Here is an 18,755-nt window from a genome sequence, read left to right as displayed (position 1 = left end):
TGGTAGTCACTATCTGGCGCTAATCGCGCATCTGTGGATCGAGGGCGTCAGACCCGAGACCAAAGAAATACAAAAATTAGAAATGAGAGGAGCGGTACATGAAGAAGTCAACATTGGCGTTGGCCGTAGCTTTGGCTGCGATTGCCCAGCAGGCAAACTCCGCCGGTTTCATCGAAGACAGTAAGGCAACACTGGGGCTGCGTAACTTCTACATCAACACGGATAACCGTGATGGCGCTCCAGGCACCACCACTCGCAGCAAGAATGCTGAATGGGGTCAAGGCTTTGACCTGCGTTTCATTTCGGGCTACACCCAAGGGACTGTCCAGTTCGGCGTCGACGCCATCGGCCTGTACGGCGTGCGCCTGGATTCGAGCCGCGAAAACCATGGTAACTACAGTGGCACCGCTTCCGGCGGCACCGTGTTCCCAAGCGACGGCAACAAAGCTGTCAACGATTACGCCAGCCTGGGCGTAACCGGCAAGGTCAAGATCTCGCAAACCGAACTGAAGCTGGGCACCTTGCAGCCTAAGCTGCCAGTTATCGTGACCAACGATGGTCGTCTGTTGCCGCAAACCTTCCAAGGTGGCCAGATCACTACCAACGACATCAAAGATTTAACCCTGGTTGCCGGTCAGGTGGAGAAGGCCAAGGGCCGTAACTCCAGCAACAATGAAAACCTGTCGATCGGCGGTGCCAACGGTAGCTCCAACTACAATGCCGGCAAGTTCAGCAACAAGTTCTACTACGCCGGTGGTGACTACAAGCTGACCAAAGACCTGACTGCCCAGTACTACTACGGCAACCTGGAAGACTTCTACAAGCAACACTTCCTCGGTCTGACCCACAACTGGTCGATCGGCCCGGGCGTATTGAAGTCTGACCTGCGTTACTTCAACAGCTCCGACGACGGTGCCAACGGTCACGATTCCGCTTACTTCAGCAACGGTAACTACAACGGTTTCCGCGCGGGTAAAGGCAAGGTTGATAACAACCTGTACAGCGGTTTGTTCCTGTACACCGTTGCAGGTCACACCTTTGGTGGCGGCTACCAGGCGAGCAACGGCAGCAGCGACTTCCCTTGGTTGAACCAGGGCGACGGTTCGTCGGCTTACCTGACCACCGACATGCAAATCCAGAAGTTCGCCCGTGCCGGCGAGCGTACCTGGCAAGCTCGCTACGCCTACGACTTCGCCAAGGTTGGTGTGCCTGGCCTGACAGCCGGTGTTGTGTATCTCAAGGGTAGCAACATCGATACTATCGCCAACACCAATGCTCGTACCGAAACCACTGGCCAATCCGAGTGGGAGCGTGACATCACTGTTGCCTACGTTATCCCGGAAGGTCCGCTGAAGAACCTGGGTGTTGCCTGGAAGAACGCCATGTGGCGTACCGACCTGGCCGGCGTACGTGACCAAGACGAAAACCGCCTGATCGTCAGCTACTCGCTGCCACTGTTCTAGTAGCGTGACGCTGTTGTAAGCCTGTAAAGCCCTGCCCGGTGCAACACCGGGCAGGGTGTCTTGCTTTGAAGTCGGGCCAAACCCCCGCAGGCCCTTCCTGACCCCTCTTTGTACAGCGTCTCAAGGCCTTCTCGAACCTTGAAAACGATGTTGCTCCTCGTCTGCCCCCGCGTCCAATGAACAGATTTTTAATATTCATTTATCGTCTAGATAAATCGATATTTATTCTTTTTAAATCATCCAAAATCCATGCACAGTGGGCTCCATAAGTACTCACCAGGAGCCACACCATGAGCCTAAGACTGGGCGATATCGCCCCCGACTTCGAACAGGATTCCAGCGCCGGCACGATTCGTTTCCACGAATGGCTGGGCGATAGCTGGGGTGTGTTGTTTTCTCACCCGGCGGACTTCACGCCAGTGTGCACCACCGAGCTGGGCTTCACCGCCAAGCTCAAGGACGAATTCGCCCAACGTGGCGTCAAGGCCATCGCCCTGTCGGTCGACCCGGTGGACTCGCACCATAAGTGGATCGAAGACATCAACGAAACCCAGAACACGGTCGTCAACTTCCCGATCCTGGCCGACGCCGATCGCAAAGTGTCCGACCTGTACGACCTGATCCACCCCAATGCCAGTGACACCCTCACCGTGCGGTCCTTGTTCGTGATCGACCCGAACAAGAAAATTCGCCTGACCATCACCTACCCGGCCAGCACCGGGCGCAACTTCCACGAAATCCTGCGGGTCATCGACTCGTTGCAGCTGACCGACAACCACAAGGTCGCCACACCCGCCAACTGGCAGGACGGTGATGAGGTGGTGATCGTGCCGTCGCTCAAGGATGAGGAAGAGATCAAGAAGCGCTTTCCGAAGGGTTATCGCGCGGTGAAGCCGTACCTGCGCCTCACACCACAGCCTAATCGCTAACGCAGGACCTAATGTGGGAGCGGGCTTGCTCGCGAAAGCGGTGTGTCATGAAACGATGCATCAACTGAAAGTGTGCATTCGCGAGCAAGCCCGCTCCCACAGGTGTCCGTATTTCAAGTCTCACATAGCAGGGGTTTTCAGGCCGTTTCGACGGCCTTTTTTTTCGCCTGCATTTTGATATCTCTCATATGCATTTAAAGAATAAACAAATGAAAAAATAAGATTTATAGATATATGAATCTGCTGATAAGGTCTGTTCCATCTTGGCGCCATCGCCACACAGCGAACCGCCGACACCTGCTCAAGGAATTCCTGCATGTTGGTCGTAACACTTGGAGGCAGTCCCAGCCAGCGTTCCCGCTCCGGGGTGTTGCTGGATAAAACCCGTCAGTGGTTGCAAGACAAAGGCGTAGAAGTGGTGAGTTACCAGATACGGGACTTCCCGGCTGAAGACCTGCTGCATGCACGCTTCGACAGCCCGAAGGTCATCGACCTGCTGCAGCAAGTGGCCAACGCCGATGGCCTGGTGATCGCCACGCCGGTGTACAAGGCCTCGTTCTCCGGCGCGCTGAAGACCGTGCTGGACCTGCTGCCCGAACGCGCCCTGGCCCACAAGATCGTGTTGCCGATGGCCACCGGCGGCAGCATCGCCCACATGCTGGCGGTGGACTACGCATTGAAGCCGGTGCTGTCGGCGTTGAAAGCCCAGGAGTTGCTCCACGGCATCTTTGCCGAAGACAGCCAGATCGCGTACGGCGAAGGCAGTGCCCAGGCGCAATTGGTGCCGGTACTCGAACAGCGTTTGCACGAAGCCCTGGAAACACTTTACGGCGCCATGGCCCGTCGCCCGAAACCGCTGGACCCCCATGTGTTGAATGAACGCCTGTTGAGTGCTCGCTGGAGCATCTGAGCCTCACCGATATAAAAGAAACACTCACCTTACTCAGCCGCCAACGGCCAAGCAGGTGCAGCCAAAACCCCTAATCGCATTTTTGGAGAGAGCGCCATGCGCACTGTCATCTTGCGTCGTGGTCTGGTCGCACTGTTTGCTGCGGCTGTGTCCTTCGGCGCCATTGTTCAAGCTCAAGCGGCCGAGACCCTGCGGATCGGCTATCAGAAGTACGGCACGCTGGTGCTGCTCAAGGCCAAGGGCTCCCTGGAAAAACGCCTGGCCGCCCAAGGCGTCAACGTGCAATGGACCGAGTTCCCTGGCGGCCCCCAGCTGCTTGAAGGCCTGAATGTCGGCTCCATCGACTTCGGCGTGACCGGCGAAACCCCGCCGGTATTCGCCCAGGCTGCCGGTGCCGACCTGCTCTACGTGGCCTACGAACCACCGGCGCCGACCAGTGAAGCGATCCTGGTGCCGAAAGACTCGTCGATCAAATCCGTGGCCGAGCTCAAGGGCAAGAAAATCGTGCTCAATAAAGGCTCCAACGTGCACTACCTGCTGGTGCGCGCCCTGGAAGACGCCGGCCTGAAATACACCGATGTGCAAACCGTATTCCTGCCGCCCGCCGATGCGCGTGCGGCTTTCGAGCGTGGCAGCGTGGACGCATGGGTGATCTGGGACCCGTACCAGGCCGCCGCCGAGAAACAACTGCAAGCCCGCACCCTGCGTGACGGCACCGGCATCGCCGACAACCATCAGTTCTACCTGGCGACCAAGCCCTACGCCGAACAACATCCGGAAGTGATCAAGGCGCTGGTGGAAGAAGTGCGTGCGGTGGGCGAATGGTCCAAGGCCAATCCCCAGGAAGTCACCGAACAGGTCGCGCCGCTGCTCGGCCTGCCGGCTGATATCACCCTGACCTCGGTGAAGCGCCAGGGCTACGGCGCGCTGTTCCTGACCCCGGCAGTGGTCGCCGCCCAGCAGAAGATTGCCGACAGCTTCTACCAACTCAAATTGATCCCCAAGCCCTTGAGCATCAAGGACGTGATCTGGACGCCACCCGCCGCCGTGGCCAAAGCGCCGTAATCCGACTTCTTCAGGAGACAACTCCATGAGCCTCAATATTTTCTGGTTCCTGCCTACCCACGGCGACGGCCACTACCTTGGCACCGCCGAAGGCGCTCGCGCCGTTGACCACGGTTATTTGCAACAAGTGGCCCAGGCCGCTGACCGCCTGGGCTTCGGTGGGGTGCTGATCCCGACCGGGCGCTCCTGCGAAGACTCGTGGCTGGTGGCCGCTTCGCTGATCCCGGTAACCCAGCGTTTGAAATTCCTGGTCGCGCTGCGCCCCGGGATCATTTCCCCGACGGTGGCCGCGCGTCAGGCCGCGACCCTGGATCGTCTGTCCGGTGGCCGTGCGCTGTTCAATCTGGTGACTGGCGGTGATCCGGAAGAGTTGGCCGGCGATGGCCTGTTCCTCAGCCATGAGGAGCGTTATCAAGCCTCGGTGGAATTCACCCGCATCTGGCGGCGTGTGCTGGAGGGCGAGACCGTGGATTACGACGGCGAGCACATCAGCGTCAAAGGCGCCAAGCTGCTTTATCCGCCAATCCAGCAACCGCGTCCGCCGCTGTACTTCGGCGGTTCCTCCGAAGCGGCCCAGGACCTGGCAGCCGAGCAGGTGGAAATGGTGCTGACTTGGGGCGAGCCACCGGCCGCTGTCGCGGAAAAAATCGAACAGGTACGGGCCAAGGCCGCCAAGCTCGGGCGTACCGTGCGCTTTGGTATCCGCCTGCATGTGATCGTGCGTGAAACCAACGAAGAAGCATGGAAGGCCGCCGACAAACTGATCTCCCACCTGGACGACGACACCATCGCCCGTGCCCAGGCGTCTTTGGCACGCTTTGATTCCGTCGGCCAGCAACGCATGGCGGCGCTGCACGGTGGCAACCGCGACAACCTCGAAGTCAGCCCCAACCTGTGGGCGGGAGTCGGCCTGGTACGCGGTGGTGCCGGCACCGCGCTGGTGGGCGATGGCCGCACCGTGGCGGAACGCGTCAAGGAATACGCCGCGCTGGGTATCGACACGTTTATTTTCTCCGGTTATCCACACTTGGAAGAGTCGTATCGCGTCGCCGAGTTGCTGTTTCCGCACCTGGATATCGAGCGTCCCGAGCTGCCGAAAAGCGCCGGCTACGTCAGCCCGTTCGGCGAGATGGTGGCCAACGACATCCTTCCCAAAGCTGCGTCACAGAGCTGAGGTCGCACCATGAGCTATGAAAAACTAAGCCAGCGTGTGGCGCCCTGGATTCTGCCGGTGTTATTGCTCGCGATCTGGCAGTTGTCGGTGTCGGCGGGTTGGTTGTCGACCCGCATCCTGCCGGCGCCCAGCGCAGTGATTGCCGCCGGCGTGCATCTGGTTGCCAGCGGTGAAATCTGGACGCACCTGGCGATCAGTGGCTGGCGTGCCGGCCTGGGGTTTGTGATCGGCGGCAGCATCGGCCTGGTCCTGGGCTTTATCACTGGCTTGTCGAAGTGGGGCGAACGCCTGCTGGACAGCTCGGTGCAGATGATCCGTAACGTGCCGCACCTGGCGCTGATTCCGCTGGTGATCCTGTGGTTTGGCATCGATGAGACGGCGAAGATTTTCCTGGTCGCCCTCGGCACGCTGTTCCCGATCTACCTGAATACCTACCACGGCATCCGCAACGTCGACCCGGCGTTGGTAGAGATGTCGCGCAGCTACGGCTTGTCCGGGTTCAGCCTGTTCCGCCAGGTGATCCTGCCGGGCGCGCTGCCGTCGATCCTGGTGGGCGTGCGCTTTGCCCTGGGCTTCATGTGGCTGACGCTGATTGTGGCGGAAACCATCTCGGCGAGCTCGGGCATCGGCTACCTGGCGATGAACGCCCGGGAATTCCTGCAAACCGACGTGGTGGTATTGGCCATCGTCATGTACGCCATCCTCGGCAAACTCGCCGACCTGGCCGCTCGTGGCCTGGAGCGTGTATGGCTGCGCTGGCACCCGGCGTATCAAGTGAATAAAGGAGGTGCGGCATGACAGCTCAACAACCCCCGCGCCTGCTCAAGGGGATCCCCCTGGCAGTACGCAAGTTGCGCAAGGCCTTTGGCACGCGCGAAGTGCTCAAGGACATCGACCTGCACATTCCGGCCGGCCAATTCGTGGCGGTGGTCGGTCGCAGCGGTTGCGGCAAAAGTACCTTGCTGCGCCTGCTGGCCGGCTTGGACAAAGCCAGCGGCGGCGAGCTGCTGGCCGGCTCCGCACCCCTGAGCGAAGCGATTGAAGACACCCGGTTGATGTTCCAGGAAGCGCGCCTGCTGCCGTGGAAAAAGATCATCGACAACGTCGGCCTTGGCCTTAAAGGCGATTGGCGCCCCAAGGCGCTGGAAGCCCTGGAAGCGGTCGGCCTGGCCGAACGCGCCAATGAATGGCCAGCGGCGCTGTCCGGCGGGCAGAAGCAACGCGTGGCCCTGGCCCGCGCGCTGATCCACCAACCGCGCTTGCTGCTGCTGGATGAACCGTTGGGCGCGCTGGATGCCCTGACCCGTATCGAGATGCAGCAACTGATCGAAAACCTCTGGCAAAAGCACGGCTTCACCGTGTTGCTGGTGACCCACGACGTCAGCGAAGCCGTGGCGATTGCCGACCGGGTGATCCTGATCGAAGACGGCGAAATCGGCCTCGACCTGATCGTCGACCTGCCACGCCCGCGTGCCCGGGGCTCACATCGCCTGGCCGCGTTGGAAGCTGAAGTGCTCAACCGTGTGTTGTCCTTGCCGGGCTCGCCACCGGAACCCGAACCTGTTTCACCGCTGCCTACGCAACTGCGTTGGGCTCAATAACTCACTCGTCCCCTGAAGGAAGAACACCATGACTATTAAAGCCATCAACGTGCGTAACCAGTTCAAAGGCACCATCAAGGAAATCGTCGAAGGCGACGTGCTGTCGGAAATCGACGTGCAGACCGCGTCCGGCATCGTGACTTCGGTGATCACTACACGCTCGGTCAAAGAGCTGGAACTGGTGATTGGCAGTGAAGTGATTGCCTTTGTTAAGTCCACCGAGGTGTCGATCGCCAAGTTGTGATTTGCGGCGGTCTTGAGGCCGCCTTCGCGAGCAAGCCCGCTCCCACATTTGAACGCATTCCAAAGTTGTAACTCGGTCAACTGTGGGAGGGGGCTTGCTCCCGATGAGGCCGGCCCAGCCAACACAAAGCTCAGCGCTTGGGCAGGTAGGGCGGCAGGTAAAGCCCCACATACGCATCAAACACGCGCATCCCTTCCTCCGCCATGCGCGGCGTGATCAGCCCATGCTGATGCACCGAGCGCGCATACACGCGGTCGCTCAGCTCCAGCGCCAGCGCAAATACATCCACATCCTTTGGTAGCGTCGGCACTTCAAAGTGACGGTTGAACACGGTGAGCATCAGGTCGCCCAACTCCAGATCATGCTGACGATCCGCCTGGGTTACTTCGGTCAGCCCATGCTGTGCCAGGATCAACTGACGCGCCGCGGCGTCGTGCTCGTAGATGCTGAGCATGCGCTGTTCGACGATGCAGGACAGGTCGCGCCAGTGCTTGAGTGAGTCATGCTCGATGGGGGCCTGGATTGCCGCCCGGAAAGCGGCGTGCACATCGGCAGTCAAGGCTTCCAACAGCGCCGGCACACTGGCGAAGAAGTGATACACCGACGACGGCGGAATCTGCGCCCGCTCGGCCACGCCGTAGATCGACAAACCCGCCACGCCTTCGGCGGCCAGCAAGGTGCGGGCAGCGTCGAGGATCGCGTCGATCCGGGCCTGGCTGCGGGCGCGGGGTTTGCGAAGGGGGGCGGGGCGGGTGGTCATGGAAGTCTCCTACAAGGCAGCGGGCATTGTACGCAGAGGTCCATAGTTGGGAAGAGGGGCTTTTGTGGTGATGCGCAGCGGCCCCAATAAAAACGCCGCATTCTGACAGGCAGAATGCGGCGTCTGGTTTTAGGGCGGCTTCGCCACCCAGCGCGGGGCAAGCCCGCTCACCACATTTGATGCAGCCGTCGTTTAGACGGTATGCAAGTACCAGTTGTACTCAAGGTCGGAGATGGAGTGTTCGAACTCTTCCAGCTCACTTTCCTTACAGGCGACGAAGATATCGATGTATTTAGGGTCGATGTACTTGGCCATCACCTCGCTGTCGTCCAACTCACGCAGTGCATCGCGCAGGTTGTTCGGCAGGCTCTGTTCGTTCTGCTCGTAGCTGTTGCCTTCCACCGGTGCGCCAGGCTCGATCTTGTTGGTCAGGCCGTGGTGCACGCCTGCCAGGACCGAAGCCATCAGCAGGTAAGGGTTGGCGTCGGCGCCGGCCACGCGGTGTTCGATACGTACGGCATCGGACGAGCCGGTCGGTACGCGAATCGCCACGGTGCGGTTGTCCAGGCCCCAGCACGGCGAGTTCGGCACGTAGAACTGTGCGCCGAAACGACGGTAGGAGTTGACGTTGGGGCACAGGAACGCCATCTGGGCGGGCAGGGTCTCGAGCACACCGCCGATCGCGTGACGCAATGCGGCGTTCTGCTCGGGATCCTCGCTGGCAAAAATGTTCTTGCCGTCTTTGTCCAGGATCGAGATGTGTACGTGCAAACCGTTGCCTGCCTGGCCTGGGTAAGGCTTGGCCATGAAGGTGGTGTCCATTTCATGGTCGTAGGCGATGTTCTTGATCAGGCGCTTGAGCAGTACTGCGTAGTCGCAGGCCTTGATCGGGTCGGCCACGTGGTGCAGGTTCACTTCGAACTGCGCCGGGGCACTTTCCTTGACGATGGCGTCGGCCGGGATGCCTTGCTCTTTTGCACCTTCCAGGATGTCCTGGAGGCAGTCGACGTATTCGTCGAGGTCGTCGATCAGGTAGACCTGTGTCGAGTGCGGGCGTTTGCCGGAAATCGGCGAGCGGGGCGGTTGTGGGCGGCCGTTCACGTTCTCCTGGTCGATCAGGTAGAACTCAAGCTCGAAGGCGGCGCAGATGGTCAGACCGAGGTCGTCAAATTTGCTTACAACTTGGCGGAGCACTTCGCGCGGATCGGCGAAGAAAGGTTCACCTTCCAGTTCGTGCATGGTCATCAGCAGTTGCGCGGTCGGGCGCTTTTGCCAGGGTTCATTGCACAGGGTGTCGGGGATCGGATAACAGATTCGGTCAGCATCACCGATGTCCAGGCCCAGGCCGGTGCTTTCCACCGTAGAGCCGTTGATATCCAGGGCAAATAAAGAGGCAGGCAGGTTAATGCCCTTCTCGTAAACCTTGTGGAGGCTGGTGCGTTCGATGCGCTTGCCGCGCACCACACCATTCATATCCGCAATTAGAAGGTCTACGTACAGAACCTCAGGATGATCCTTAAGGAACGCGTTCGCTTCGTTAAGCTGAACGGCACGCGGGGGTACCGACATGATGCAACACCTTTGTTGTTAAAAATATCAATCATTGATCTTTTCTGGTTTCAGTCAACCCGAACGGCATGCCGAAGTCAAGCGAGGCCTTTTTTGCCCTAAAAAAGCGCCACGAAGGCTTTTTTGGGGCCTTTTGGGGCGGTTTTTTGGGTTTGAACGGCTTGGGACTCGCAGGCTTGAGCGGGCCGTGTTGTATTTTTTACGGGGGTGTTGTGTAAAAAAATGAACAAGGCTAAGCTCGATTCAAACCCATAACAGCAATAATACCGGGGTGCTTCATGTTTCACCTGCCGCCCAACGGCGTCTTGGCCTGCTTCAGCCAGGCTGTGTCATCCGTACATTCCTCCCGCGTGATAGCGCGCTCCCCGGCCAATATTCTTGACGCCCGGGCCGACCTCTTCTTTGCCTCTTCATCTGCCACCGAACGGCATGCGCCCAGCATGCTGCTCAAGATTGCGCACAACTTTGGCGTGAGGAATGCAACGCAGCAGCAAATGGCAGGTAAGCTCCTACCCTGAACGAAAAAACGACGCGGATGCTGCGTCAAACAACGCCTGGCCTTTAATGGATGCCAGGAAACCCAGCCCAGAGGCATTTATGAGTAACAACCTCGACCAGCTCACCGATTGGTTGAAAGACCACAAGATCACAGAAGTCGAATGCATGATTGGCGACCTCACCGGTATCACCCGGGGCAAGATCTCGCCGACCAACAAGTTCATTGCCGAAAAGGGCATGCGCCTGCCCGAAAGCGTTCTGCTGCAGACCGTGACCGGCGACTATGTCGAAGACGACATCTATTACGAATTGCTCGACCCGGCCGACATCGACATGATCTGCCGCCCCGATCAGAACGCCGTGTTCCTGGTGCCATGGGCCATCGAGCCGACCGCCCAGGTGATTCACGACACCTACGACAAGCAAGGCAACCCGATCGAGCTGTCGCCGCGCAACGTGCTCAAGAAAGTCCTCAAGCTCTACGCTGACAAAGGCTGGCAGCCCATCGTGGCGCCGGAGATGGAGTTCTACCTGACCAAGCGCTGCGAAGACCCGGACTTCCCGCTGCAACCGCCGATTGGCCGTTCCGGTCGCCCGGAAACCGGTCGCCAATCCTTCTCTATAGAAGCCGCCAACGAATTCGACCCGCTGTTCGAAGACGTCTACGACTGGTGCGAACTGCAGGAGCTGGACCTCGACACCCTGATCCACGAAGACGGCACGGCCCAGATGGAAATCAACTTCCGTCACGGCGATGCCCTGTCCCTGGCCGACCAGATCCTGGTGTTCAAGCGCACCATGCGCGAAGCCGCACTCAAGCACGACGTGGCGGCCACCTTCATGGCCAAGCCGATGACCGGCGAGCCTGGCAGCGCGATGCACCTGCACCAGAGCATCATCGACATCGCCACCGGCAAGAACGTCTTCTCCAATGAAGACGGGACCATGAGCCAGCTGTTCCTCAACCACATTGGCGGCCTGCAGAAGTTCATCCCTGAACTGTTGCCGCTGTTTGCTCCCAACGTGAACTCGTTCCGCCGCTTCCTGCCCGACACCTCGGCGCCGGTGAACGTGGAATGGGGCGAAGAAAACCGCACCGTCGGCCTGCGCGTACCGGATGCCGGCCCGCAGAACCGCCGTGTGGAAAACCGCCTGCCGGGCGCCGACGCCAACCCGTACCTGGCGATTGCCGCCAGCCTGTTGTGCGGCTACATCGGCATGGTCGAAGGCCATAACCCGAGCGCGCCGGTGGTGGGTCGTGGTTACGAGCGACGCAACCTGCGCCTGCCGTTGACCATCGAAGACGCCCTGGAGCGCATGGAAAACAGCAAGACCATCGAGAAATACCTGGGTCAGAAATTCATCACAGGCTACGTCGCGGTCAAGCGGGCCGAGCATGAAAACTTCAAGCGCGTGATCAGTTCGTGGGAGCGGGAATTCCTGCTCTTCGCCGTCTGATGCGCCGGGCGTGCCCTTTAAACGGCGCGCCCTTCACTGAAAAGTCTAGGAGATTGGTATGTCCAGCAACAACCCGCAAACCCGTGAATGGCAAGCCTTGAGCAGTGATCACCACCTTGCGCCGTTCAGCGACTTCAAGCAATTGAAAGAGAAAGGCCCGCGCATCATCACCAAAGCCCACGGCGTTTACCTGTGGGACAGCGAAGGCAACAAGATCCTCGACGGTATGGCCGGCCTGTGGTGCGTGGCGATCGGTTATGGTCGCGATGAACTGGCTGACGCCGCCGCCAAGCAAATGAAAGAACTGCCGTACTACAACCTGTTCTTCCAGACCGCACACCCGCCGGTGCTGGAACTGGCCAAGGCCATTTCCGACATCGCACCTGCCGGCATGAACCACGTGTTCTTCACCGGTTCCGGCTCCGAAGGCAACGACACCATGTTGCGTATGGTCCGCCACTACTGGGCGATCAAGGGCCAGCCGAACAAGAAAACCATCATCAGCCGCAAGAACGGTTACCACGGCTCCACCGTGGCCGGCGCCAGCCTGGGCGGCATGACTTACATGCATGAACAGGGCGACTTGCCGATCCCGGGCATTACCCACATCGCCCAGCCGTACTGGTTTGGCGAAGGCGGCGACATGAGCCCGGAAGAATTCGGCGTATGGGCCGCCAACCAGCTGGAAGAAAAGATCCTGGAACTGGGCGTGGACAACGTCGGTGCCTTTATTGCCGAGCCGATCCAGGGTGCCGGTGGCGTGATCGTTCCGCCAGACAGCTACTGGCCGCGCATCAAGGAAATCCTCGCCAAGTACGACATCCTGTTTATCGCCGATGAGGTGATCTGCGGTTTCGGCCGTACCGGTGAGTGGTTCGGTAGCGATTTCTACGACCTCAAGCCGCACATGATGACCATCGCCAAGGGCCTGACCTCGGGTTACATCCCCATGGGTGGCCTGATCGTGCGCGATGACGTGGTGGCGGTCCTCAACGAAGGCGGTGATTTCAACCACGGCTTCACCTACTCCGGCCACCCGGTGGCTGCTGCGGTGGCGCTGGAAAATATCCGCATCATGCGCGATGAAAAAATCGTTAACCGTGTGCACGACGAAACGGCACCTTATTTGCAGAAACGTCTGAGGGAATTGGCGGACCATCCGCTGGTGGGCGAAGTGCGCGGCGTGGGTATGCTCGGTGCCATTGAACTGGTGCAGGACAAGGCCACCCGCAAACGCTACGAAGGCAAGGGCGTCGGCATGATCTGCCGTACGTTCTGCTTCGAGAATGGCCTGATCATGCGCGCCGTGGGCGACACCATGATCATTTCGCCGCCGCTGGTGATCAGCAAGGCAGAAATCGACGAGCTGGTGACCAAGGCTCGTCAGTGCCTGGACCTGACTTTGGCGGCATTGCAGGGCTAAGTGCTAGGCTCAGAACGCAGCGGCTTTCGGGCGCTGCGTCTGAGTGGATAAAAATGGGGGCATTGGTTGAAAGCCGGCCCTCGAACTTGCCAGACTGTCGCCCTGTTTTGTTGCCCTTTGGCTGGGCCTCGAAACATATGAAGCTTGTGGCCCAAAAAAGAAAAAATTGGAGCATCACCAAATGAAGGCATTAGGTTTGAAGAACGCTGGCAAGACCCTCCTCGCCTTGTCCCTGATGGGCGCAATGGCGGGCGCGGCCCAGGCAGACGATAAAGTGCTGCACGTCTATAACTGGTCCGACTACATTGCACCGGACACCATCGCCAACTTTGAAAAAGAGTCGGGCATCAAGGTGGTGTACGACGTTTTTGACAGCAACGAAACCCTGGAAGCCAAGCTGCTGGCAGGCAAGTCCGGTTACGACATCGTCGTACCGTCGAACAACTTCCTTGCCAAGCAGATCAAGGCCGGTGTCTACCAGGAGCTGGACAAGTCCAAGCTGTCCAACTACGACAACCTGAACAAATCCCTGCTTAAAGCCGTGTCGGTCAGCGACCCGGACAACAAGCACGCCTTCCCGTACATGTGGGGTTCGATCGGCATCGGCTACAACCCGGAGAAGGTCAAGGCCGCGCTGGGCGTGGACAAGATCGATTCGTGGGACGTGCTGCTCAAGCCTGAGAACATCGCCAAGCTGAAAAGCTGCGGCGTAAGCTTCCTCGACTCGCCAACCGAAATGCTGCCGGTGGCGCTGCATTACCTGGGCCTGCCGACCGACAGCCAGAAGAAAGATGATCTCAAGCAAGCCGAAGCGCTGTTCCTCAAGATCCGTCCTTCGATCGGCTACTTCCACTCGTCCAAGTACATCTCCGACCTGGCCAACGGCAACATCTGCGTTGCCGTGGGTTACTCGGGTGACATCCAGCAGGCCAAATCCCGTGCGGCTGAAGCCGGTGGCAAGGTCAAGGTGGCCTACGACATTCCGAAAGAAGGCGCTGGCAGCTTCTTCGACATGGTCGCCATCCCTAAAGATGCCGAAAACGTCGACGCCGCCTACAAGTTCATGAACTACCTGCTCAAGCCGGAAGTCATGGCGTCGATCACCAACAGCGTACGTTTCCCGAACGGTAACGAGAAAGCCACTGCACTGGTCGACAAAGACATCACCAGCGACCCGGGCATCTACCCGCCAGCGGATGTGCAGGCCAAGCTCTACGCGATTGCCGACCTGCCGGCTGCAACCCAGCGTGAAATGACACGCAGCTGGACCAAGATCAAATCGGGTAAGTAAGGCTGTAACTCTGTAGGAGCGAGCTTGCTCGCGAAAATCGTCAACGATGACGCGGGCATTCAAGAAGAACGCGGCGCCAGTGAGTTTTTCGCGAGCAAGCTCGCTTCTACAAATTAAATGACAGAAAGTTTTGCCGGATCGGTTTATCGAGGGTAAGTTGCGCGCCGGTTTTGTTGCCGGGCAACAACTTTAAGGCCCAACTATTTAAGAGGACCTCCACTTGCCAATTTCTTTATTTCGCAAAGCCTTGCTGGTGGGTGCAGGTATCACGCTGACGTTGAGCGTGCAGGCCGCACCGACCGTGCATATTTATAATTGGTCGGATTACATCGGCGACGACACCCTGGCCAACTTCGAAAAGGCCAGTGGCATCAAGCCTGTGTATGACGTGTTTGACTCCAATGAGACCCTGGAAGGCAAGCTGCTGGCCGGGCGTACCGGTTACGACGTGGTGGTGCCGTCCAACCACTTCCTGGGCAAGCAGATCAAGGCCGGGGCGTTCCAGAAACTCGACAAGTCACTGCTGACGAATTACGCCAACCTTGACCCGGAGCTGCTCAAGCGCCTGGAAAAGAACGACCCGGGCAACCAGTACGCCGTGCCGTACCTGTGGGGCACCAACGGCATCGGCTACAACGTCGATAAAGTGAAGGAAGTGCTGGGCGTCGACCATATCGACTCCTGGGCGGTGCTGTTCGAGCCTGAGAACATGAAGAAGCTGGCGACCTGTGGCGTGTCGTTCATGGACTCGGCGGACGAAATGCTGCCGGCAGTGCTCAACTACATGGGCCTGAACCCTAACAGTACGAACCCGGATGACTACAAGAAGGCCGAAGAGAAGCTGCTGAAAGTGCGGCCCTACGTGACCTACTTCCATTCCTCCAAGTACATCTCGGACCTGGCCAACGGCAACATCTGCGTGGCGGCCGGGTTCTCCGGTGATTTGTTCCAGGCCAAGGCTCGCGCGGCCGAGGCGGGCAAGGGCGTGAACATCGCCTACGCGATTCCGAAGGAAGGCGGCAACCTGTGGTTCGACGTGCTGGCTATCCCCAAGGATGCCACCAACGTCAAAGAGGCCCACGCCTTCATCAACTATTTGCTGCAACCTGAGGTGATCGCCCAGGTCAGTGATTACGTCGGTTACGCCAACCCTAACCCAGGGGCGGACAAACTGATGAAGCAATCGATACGCACGGACGAAGCGGTTTACCCACCGCAGGCGGTACTCGACAGGACCTTTGTCAACTTCGAGCTACCCCCGAAAGTGCAACGCTTGATGACCCGTAGCTGGACCAAGGTCAAGACGGGCAAGTAAGGCTCAAACTATCCTGGGTTCGCCCGCCTCGGGCGCACCGCACTCTTTTTTTTCTGGGAGTTTCGTAAATGGCAGTTGCCTCCGGCGCCTATAAGAAAGCCCTCGAAGGGGACCAGACACCGAAGAAGGTGCTGGTCAAAATCGACCGGGTCACGAAGAAGTTCGACGAGACGATTGCCGTGGACGATGTGTCCCTGGAAATCAAGAAGGGCGAGATCTTCGCCTTGCTCGGCGGTTCGGGTTCGGGCAAGTCCACCTTGCTGCGCATGCTCGCAGGTTTCGAGCGCCCGACCGAGGGCCGTATCTACCTCGACGGCGAGGACATCACCGACATGCCGCCCTACGAGCGGCCGATCAACATGATGTTCCAGTCCTACGCCCTGTTCCCGCACATGACCGTGGCGCAGAACATCGCGTTCGGCCTGCAACAGGACAAGATCCCCAAGGCCGAGGTCGATGCCCGCGTGGCCGAGATGCTCAAGCTGGTGCAGATGAGCCAGTACGCCAAGCGCAAGCCGCACCAGTTGTCCGGTGGCCAGCGTCAGCGTGTGGCCCTGGCCCGTTCCCTGGCCAAGCGTCCGAAACTGCTGCTGCTCGATGAGCCCATGGGCGCCCTCGACAAGAAGCTGCGTTCGCAGATGCAACTGGAGTTGGTGGAGATCATCGAGCGCGTGGGCGTGACCTGCGTGATGGTGACCCACGACCAGGAAGAGGCCATGACCATGGCCGAACGCATCGCGATCATGCACCTGGGCTGGATCGCCCAGATCGGCAGCCCGATCGACATCTACGAGACGCCCACCAGCCGCCTGGTGTGCGAGTTCATCGGCAACGTCAACATCTTCGACACCCAGGTGGTCGATGACGCCGAAGGCCACGCGGTACTCAAATGTGCCGACCTGGACCGCGACATCTATGTGGGCTACGGCATCGCCACCTCGGTGGAAGACAAGTCGGTGACTTACGCGATCCGCCCGGAAAAACTGCTGGTCACCACCGAAATGCCGACCTGCGAGCACAACTGGTCCAGCGGCAAGGTGCACGACATTGCCTACCTGGGCGGCCATTCGGTGTTCTACGTCGAACTGCCGAGCGGCAAGCTGGTGCAGTCCTTCGTGGCCAACGCCGAACGTCGCGGCCAGCGGCCGACCTGGGGTGACCAGGTGTACGTGTGGTGGGAAGACGACAGCGGCGTGGTACTGCGCTCATGAACATGAAGAAGCTCAAGCGCCGCCTGCAACGAATAACGCCCAGTGGCCGTCATGCGGTCATTGGCATTCCCTTCCTGTGGCTGTTCCTGTTCTTCATGCTGCCGTTCTTCATCGTCCTGAAGATCAGCTTTGCCGAAGCCGACGTGGCGATCCCGCCGTACACCGAGATCTACACCTTCGTTGAGCAGAAACTGCAATTGGTGCTCAACCTGGGCAACTACGCGATGCTCGGCGACGACGAGTTGTATATCGCCGCCTACCTGGGCTCGCTGAAAATGGCGTTCTTCAGCACGTTGCTGTGCCTGTTGATCGGCTACCCGATGGCCTATGCCATCGCCAGTGCGCGCAAAGAGATGCAGACCGTGCTGGTGCTGCTGATCATGATGCCGACCTGGACCGCGATCCTGATCCGCGTGTATGCGTGGATGGGCATCCTCAGCAACAACGGCCTGCTCAATGGCTTCCTGATGTCCATCGGCTTGATCAACGAGCCGCTGCAGATCCTCAACACCAACATTGCGGTGTATATCGGCGTGGTCTATTCGTACCTGCCGTTCATGATCCTGCCGCTGTACGCCAACCTGGTGAAACACGACCAGAGCCTGCTGGAAGCGGCGTCGGACTTGGGTTCGAGCACCTTCAACAGCTTCTGGAAGATCACCGTGCCGCTGTCCAAGAACGGCATCATTGCCGGCTGCATGCTGGTGTTCATCCCGGTGGTGGGCGAGTTCGTGATCCCGGAACTGCTCGGCGGCCCGGAAACCCTGATGATCGGTAAAGTGTTGTGGCAAGAATTCTTCAACAACCGTGACTGGCCGGTGGCCTCTGCCCTGGCGGTGGTGATGCTGGCGATCCTGATTGTGCCCATCATCCTGTTCAACCGCAGCCAAGCCAAAGAGATGGAGGGCAAGATATGAAGCGCTTCAGTTTCTCGAGTTTCATGCTGGTGGCGGGGTTGTTGTTTATCTACCTGCCGATGCTGATCCTGGTGATCTACTCGTTCAACGAATCCAAACTGGTGACAGTGTGGGGCGGTTGGTCGATCAAGTGGTACGTGGGCCTTTTGGACAACACCCAGTTGATGGGCTCGGTGGCGCGCTCCCTGGAAATCGCCTGCTACACGGCGGTGGCGGCGGTGGCGCTGGGTACGTTGGCGGCCTTCGTGCTGACGCGCATCAGCCAGTTCAAGGGCCGCACGCTGTTCGGCGGGCTGGTGACGGCGCCGTTGGTGATGCCGGAAGTGATCACCGGTCTGTCGCTGTTGCTGCTGTTTGTGGCCATGGCGCAGATGATCGGCTGGCCCCAGGAGCGTGGCATCGTCACCATCTGGATCGCCCACACCACGTTCTGTGCGGCGTATGTGGCGGTGGTGGTGTCGGCGCGCTTGCGTGAGCTGGACCTGTCGATCGAAGAAGCGGCAATGGACCTCGGCGCACGGCCGTGGAAGGTGTTCTTCCTGATCACCATCCCGATGATCGCGCCGTCGCTGGCGGCGGGCGGCATGATGTCGTTCGCGTTGTCCCTGGATGACCTGGTACTGGCCAGCTTCGTGTCGGGGCCGGGTTCGACGACCCTGCCGATGGAAGTGTTCTCAGCGGTGCGCCTTGGGGTCAAACCCGAGATCAATGCCGTGGCCAGCCTGATCCTGCTGGCGGTGTCGCTGGTGACCTTCCTGGTGTGGTTCTTCAGCCGGCGTGCCGAAGAGATGCGCAAGAAGGCCATTCAGCAGGCCATCGAAGAAGCAGCGGCGGATGGCTGGCAGCAGCCGGACAAGCGCCGGGCGGCTGCACCGGTCTAAAGACTGGTGTGGGGCAATGTGGGAGGGGGCTTGCCCCCGATAGCGG

The 18,755-nt window shown here is 59.4% G+C and carries 17 protein-coding genes; 15 read left to right on the top strand and 2 right to left on the bottom strand.

Annotation, left to right across the window (positions count from 1 at the left end; genetic code table 11):
* Positions 1 to 98 precede the first annotated feature (98 nt).
* The 8 genes from BLR69_RS20120 to BLR69_RS20085 all read left to right on the top strand — a co-directional run bounded on the left by BLR69_RS20120 (position 99) and on the right by BLR69_RS20085 (position 7,386).
* A complete protein-coding gene (locus BLR69_RS20120; protein WP_071494540.1) occupies positions 99 to 1,463 on the top strand; it encodes an OprD family porin in 1,365 nt (454 codons plus the stop codon).
* Between the two features lie 290 nt (positions 1,464 to 1,753).
* Entirely contained in the window at positions 1,754 to 2,392 is a 639-nt protein-coding gene (locus tag BLR69_RS20115) for a peroxiredoxin (RefSeq protein WP_058426478.1), read from the top strand.
* 316 nt (positions 2,393 to 2,708) lie between these two features.
* Positions 2,709 to 3,302, top strand: a complete 594-nt coding sequence (gene ssuE, locus BLR69_RS20110; RefSeq protein WP_058426479.1) for an NADPH-dependent FMN reductase — start codon at positions 2,709 to 2,711, stop codon at positions 3,300 to 3,302.
* Positions 3,303 to 3,398: 96 nt separating this feature from the next.
* Positions 3,399 to 4,367, top strand: coding sequence for a sulfonate ABC transporter substrate-binding protein (locus BLR69_RS20105; protein ID WP_071494539.1), 969 nt, complete (start codon positions 3,399 to 3,401; stop codon positions 4,365 to 4,367).
* 25 nt (positions 4,368 to 4,392) lie between these two features.
* Positions 4,393 to 5,541: an FMNH2-dependent alkanesulfonate monooxygenase gene (gene ssuD / locus BLR69_RS20100; protein ID WP_071494538.1), complete on the top strand. Its 1,149-nt coding sequence runs from the start codon at positions 4,393 to 4,395 to the stop codon at positions 5,539 to 5,541.
* 9 nt (positions 5,542 to 5,550) lie between these two features.
* Positions 5,551 to 6,339: an aliphatic sulfonate ABC transporter permease SsuC gene (gene ssuC, locus BLR69_RS20095; RefSeq protein ID WP_071494537.1), complete on the top strand. Its 789-nt coding sequence runs from the start codon at positions 5,551 to 5,553 to the stop codon at positions 6,337 to 6,339.
* On the top strand, positions 6,336 to 7,142 hold the full coding sequence (gene ssuB, locus BLR69_RS20090) for an aliphatic sulfonates ABC transporter ATP-binding protein (RefSeq protein WP_071494536.1): 807 nt from the start codon (positions 6,336 to 6,338) through the stop codon (positions 7,140 to 7,142). Before ssuC ends, ssuB begins: the two co-directional genes overlap by 4 nt.
* Before the next feature lie 28 nt (positions 7,143 to 7,170).
* On the top strand, positions 7,171 to 7,386 hold the full coding sequence (locus tag BLR69_RS20085) for a TOBE domain-containing protein (RefSeq protein ID WP_003213899.1): 216 nt from the start codon (positions 7,171 to 7,173) through the stop codon (positions 7,384 to 7,386).
* A gap of 130 nt (positions 7,387 to 7,516) precedes the next feature.
* Here BLR69_RS20085 and BLR69_RS20080 read toward each other — a convergent pair whose 3' ends face one another.
* Together BLR69_RS20080 and BLR69_RS20075 are read right to left on the bottom strand one after the other, a co-directional pair.
* On the bottom strand, positions 7,517 to 8,146 hold the full coding sequence (locus tag BLR69_RS20080; RefSeq protein WP_058426484.1) for a TetR/AcrR family transcriptional regulator: 630 nt from the start codon (positions 8,144 to 8,146) through the stop codon (positions 7,517 to 7,519).
* Between the two features lie 192 nt (positions 8,147 to 8,338).
* Positions 8,339 to 9,715 (bottom strand): glutamine synthetase family protein, encoded by a 1,377-nt coding sequence (locus BLR69_RS20075; protein WP_003213894.1) that lies wholly within the window; start codon positions 9,713 to 9,715, stop codon positions 8,339 to 8,341.
* 597 nt (positions 9,716 to 10,312) lie between these two features.
* On the opposite strand from BLR69_RS20075, the gene BLR69_RS20065 reads away from it, so the two are divergent.
* The 7 genes from BLR69_RS20065 (at position 10,313) to BLR69_RS20035 (ending at position 18,709) form a co-directional block, all read left to right on the top strand.
* Positions 10,313 to 11,671: a glutamine synthetase family protein gene (locus BLR69_RS20065; protein ID WP_003176780.1), complete on the top strand. Its 1,359-nt coding sequence runs from the start codon at positions 10,313 to 10,315 to the stop codon at positions 11,669 to 11,671.
* Positions 11,672 to 11,729: 58 nt separating this feature from the next.
* The gene (locus BLR69_RS20060; protein ID WP_071494535.1) at positions 11,730 to 13,094 is read left to right on the top strand and encodes an aspartate aminotransferase family protein; all 1,365 of its coding nucleotides are present in this window, start codon (positions 11,730 to 11,732) and stop codon (positions 13,092 to 13,094) included.
* 196 nt (positions 13,095 to 13,290) lie between these two features.
* On the top strand, positions 13,291 to 14,385 hold the full coding sequence (locus tag BLR69_RS20055; RefSeq protein ID WP_071494806.1) for a polyamine ABC transporter substrate-binding protein: 1,095 nt from the start codon (positions 13,291 to 13,293) through the stop codon (positions 14,383 to 14,385).
* A 220-nt stretch (positions 14,386 to 14,605) separates the two neighbouring features.
* Complete coding sequence (locus BLR69_RS20050) at positions 14,606 to 15,700, top strand: polyamine ABC transporter substrate-binding protein (RefSeq protein WP_071494534.1); 1,095 nt, start codon at positions 14,606 to 14,608, stop codon at positions 15,698 to 15,700.
* Between the two features lie 68 nt (positions 15,701 to 15,768).
* The gene (locus tag BLR69_RS20045) at positions 15,769 to 16,911 is read left to right on the top strand and encodes an ABC transporter ATP-binding protein (protein WP_033897564.1); all 1,143 of its coding nucleotides are present in this window, start codon (positions 15,769 to 15,771) and stop codon (positions 16,909 to 16,911) included.
* Positions 16,908 to 17,828 (top strand): ABC transporter permease subunit, encoded by a 921-nt coding sequence (locus BLR69_RS20040; RefSeq protein WP_016979002.1) that lies wholly within the window; start codon positions 16,908 to 16,910, stop codon positions 17,826 to 17,828. Before BLR69_RS20045 ends, BLR69_RS20040 begins: the two co-directional genes overlap by 4 nt.
* Positions 17,825 to 18,709, top strand: coding sequence for an ABC transporter permease subunit (locus BLR69_RS20035; protein WP_058426490.1), 885 nt, complete (start codon positions 17,825 to 17,827; stop codon positions 18,707 to 18,709). Before BLR69_RS20040 ends, BLR69_RS20035 begins: the two co-directional genes overlap by 4 nt.
* The last annotated feature ends 46 nt before the right edge of the window (positions 18,710 to 18,755 follow it).

This window comes from Pseudomonas azotoformans, from assembly GCF_900103345.1.
GTDB classification, from domain to species: Bacteria; Pseudomonadota; Gammaproteobacteria; order Pseudomonadales; family Pseudomonadaceae; genus Aquipseudomonas; species Aquipseudomonas azotoformans.
Note: the sequence above shows the minus strand (reverse complement) of the source record. Positions and strands in the feature narration are given on the sequence as shown.

Bases quoted from the DNA above. Each gene is read 5' to 3' on its own strand.
- BLR69_RS20115 (WP_058426478.1), top strand. From the start codon at position 1,754: ATGAGCCTAAGACTGGGCGATATCGCCCCCGACTTCGAACAGGATTCC.
- ssuB (WP_071494536.1), top strand. From the start codon at position 6,336: ATGACAGCTCAACAACCCCCGCGCCTGCTCAAGGGGATCCCCCTGGCA.
- BLR69_RS20040 (WP_016979002.1), top strand. From the start codon at position 16,908: ATGAACATGAAGAAGCTCAAGCGCCGCCTGCAACGAATAACGCCCAGT.
- ssuE (WP_058426479.1), top strand. From the start codon at position 2,709: ATGTTGGTCGTAACACTTGGAGGCAGTCCCAGCCAGCGTTCCCGCTCC.
- BLR69_RS20075 (WP_003213894.1), bottom strand. From the start codon at position 9,715: ATGTCGGTACCCCCGCGTGCCGTTCAGCTTAACGAAGCGAACGCGTTC.
- BLR69_RS20035 (WP_058426490.1), top strand. From the start codon at position 17,825: ATGAAGCGCTTCAGTTTCTCGAGTTTCATGCTGGTGGCGGGGTTGTTG.
- ssuC (WP_071494537.1), top strand. From the start codon at position 5,551: ATGAGCTATGAAAAACTAAGCCAGCGTGTGGCGCCCTGGATTCTGCCG.
- BLR69_RS20105 (WP_071494539.1), top strand. From the start codon at position 3,399: ATGCGCACTGTCATCTTGCGTCGTGGTCTGGTCGCACTGTTTGCTGCG.
- BLR69_RS20045 (WP_033897564.1), top strand. From the start codon at position 15,769: ATGGCAGTTGCCTCCGGCGCCTATAAGAAAGCCCTCGAAGGGGACCAG.
- BLR69_RS20080 (WP_058426484.1), bottom strand. From the start codon at position 8,146: ATGACCACCCGCCCCGCCCCCCTTCGCAAACCCCGCGCCCGCAGCCAG.
- BLR69_RS20120 (WP_071494540.1), top strand. From the start codon at position 99: ATGAAGAAGTCAACATTGGCGTTGGCCGTAGCTTTGGCTGCGATTGCC.
- BLR69_RS20085 (WP_003213899.1), top strand. From the start codon at position 7,171: ATGACTATTAAAGCCATCAACGTGCGTAACCAGTTCAAAGGCACCATC.
- BLR69_RS20065 (WP_003176780.1), top strand. From the start codon at position 10,313: ATGAGTAACAACCTCGACCAGCTCACCGATTGGTTGAAAGACCACAAG.
- BLR69_RS20060 (WP_071494535.1), top strand. From the start codon at position 11,730: ATGTCCAGCAACAACCCGCAAACCCGTGAATGGCAAGCCTTGAGCAGT.
- ssuD (WP_071494538.1), top strand. From the start codon at position 4,393: ATGAGCCTCAATATTTTCTGGTTCCTGCCTACCCACGGCGACGGCCAC.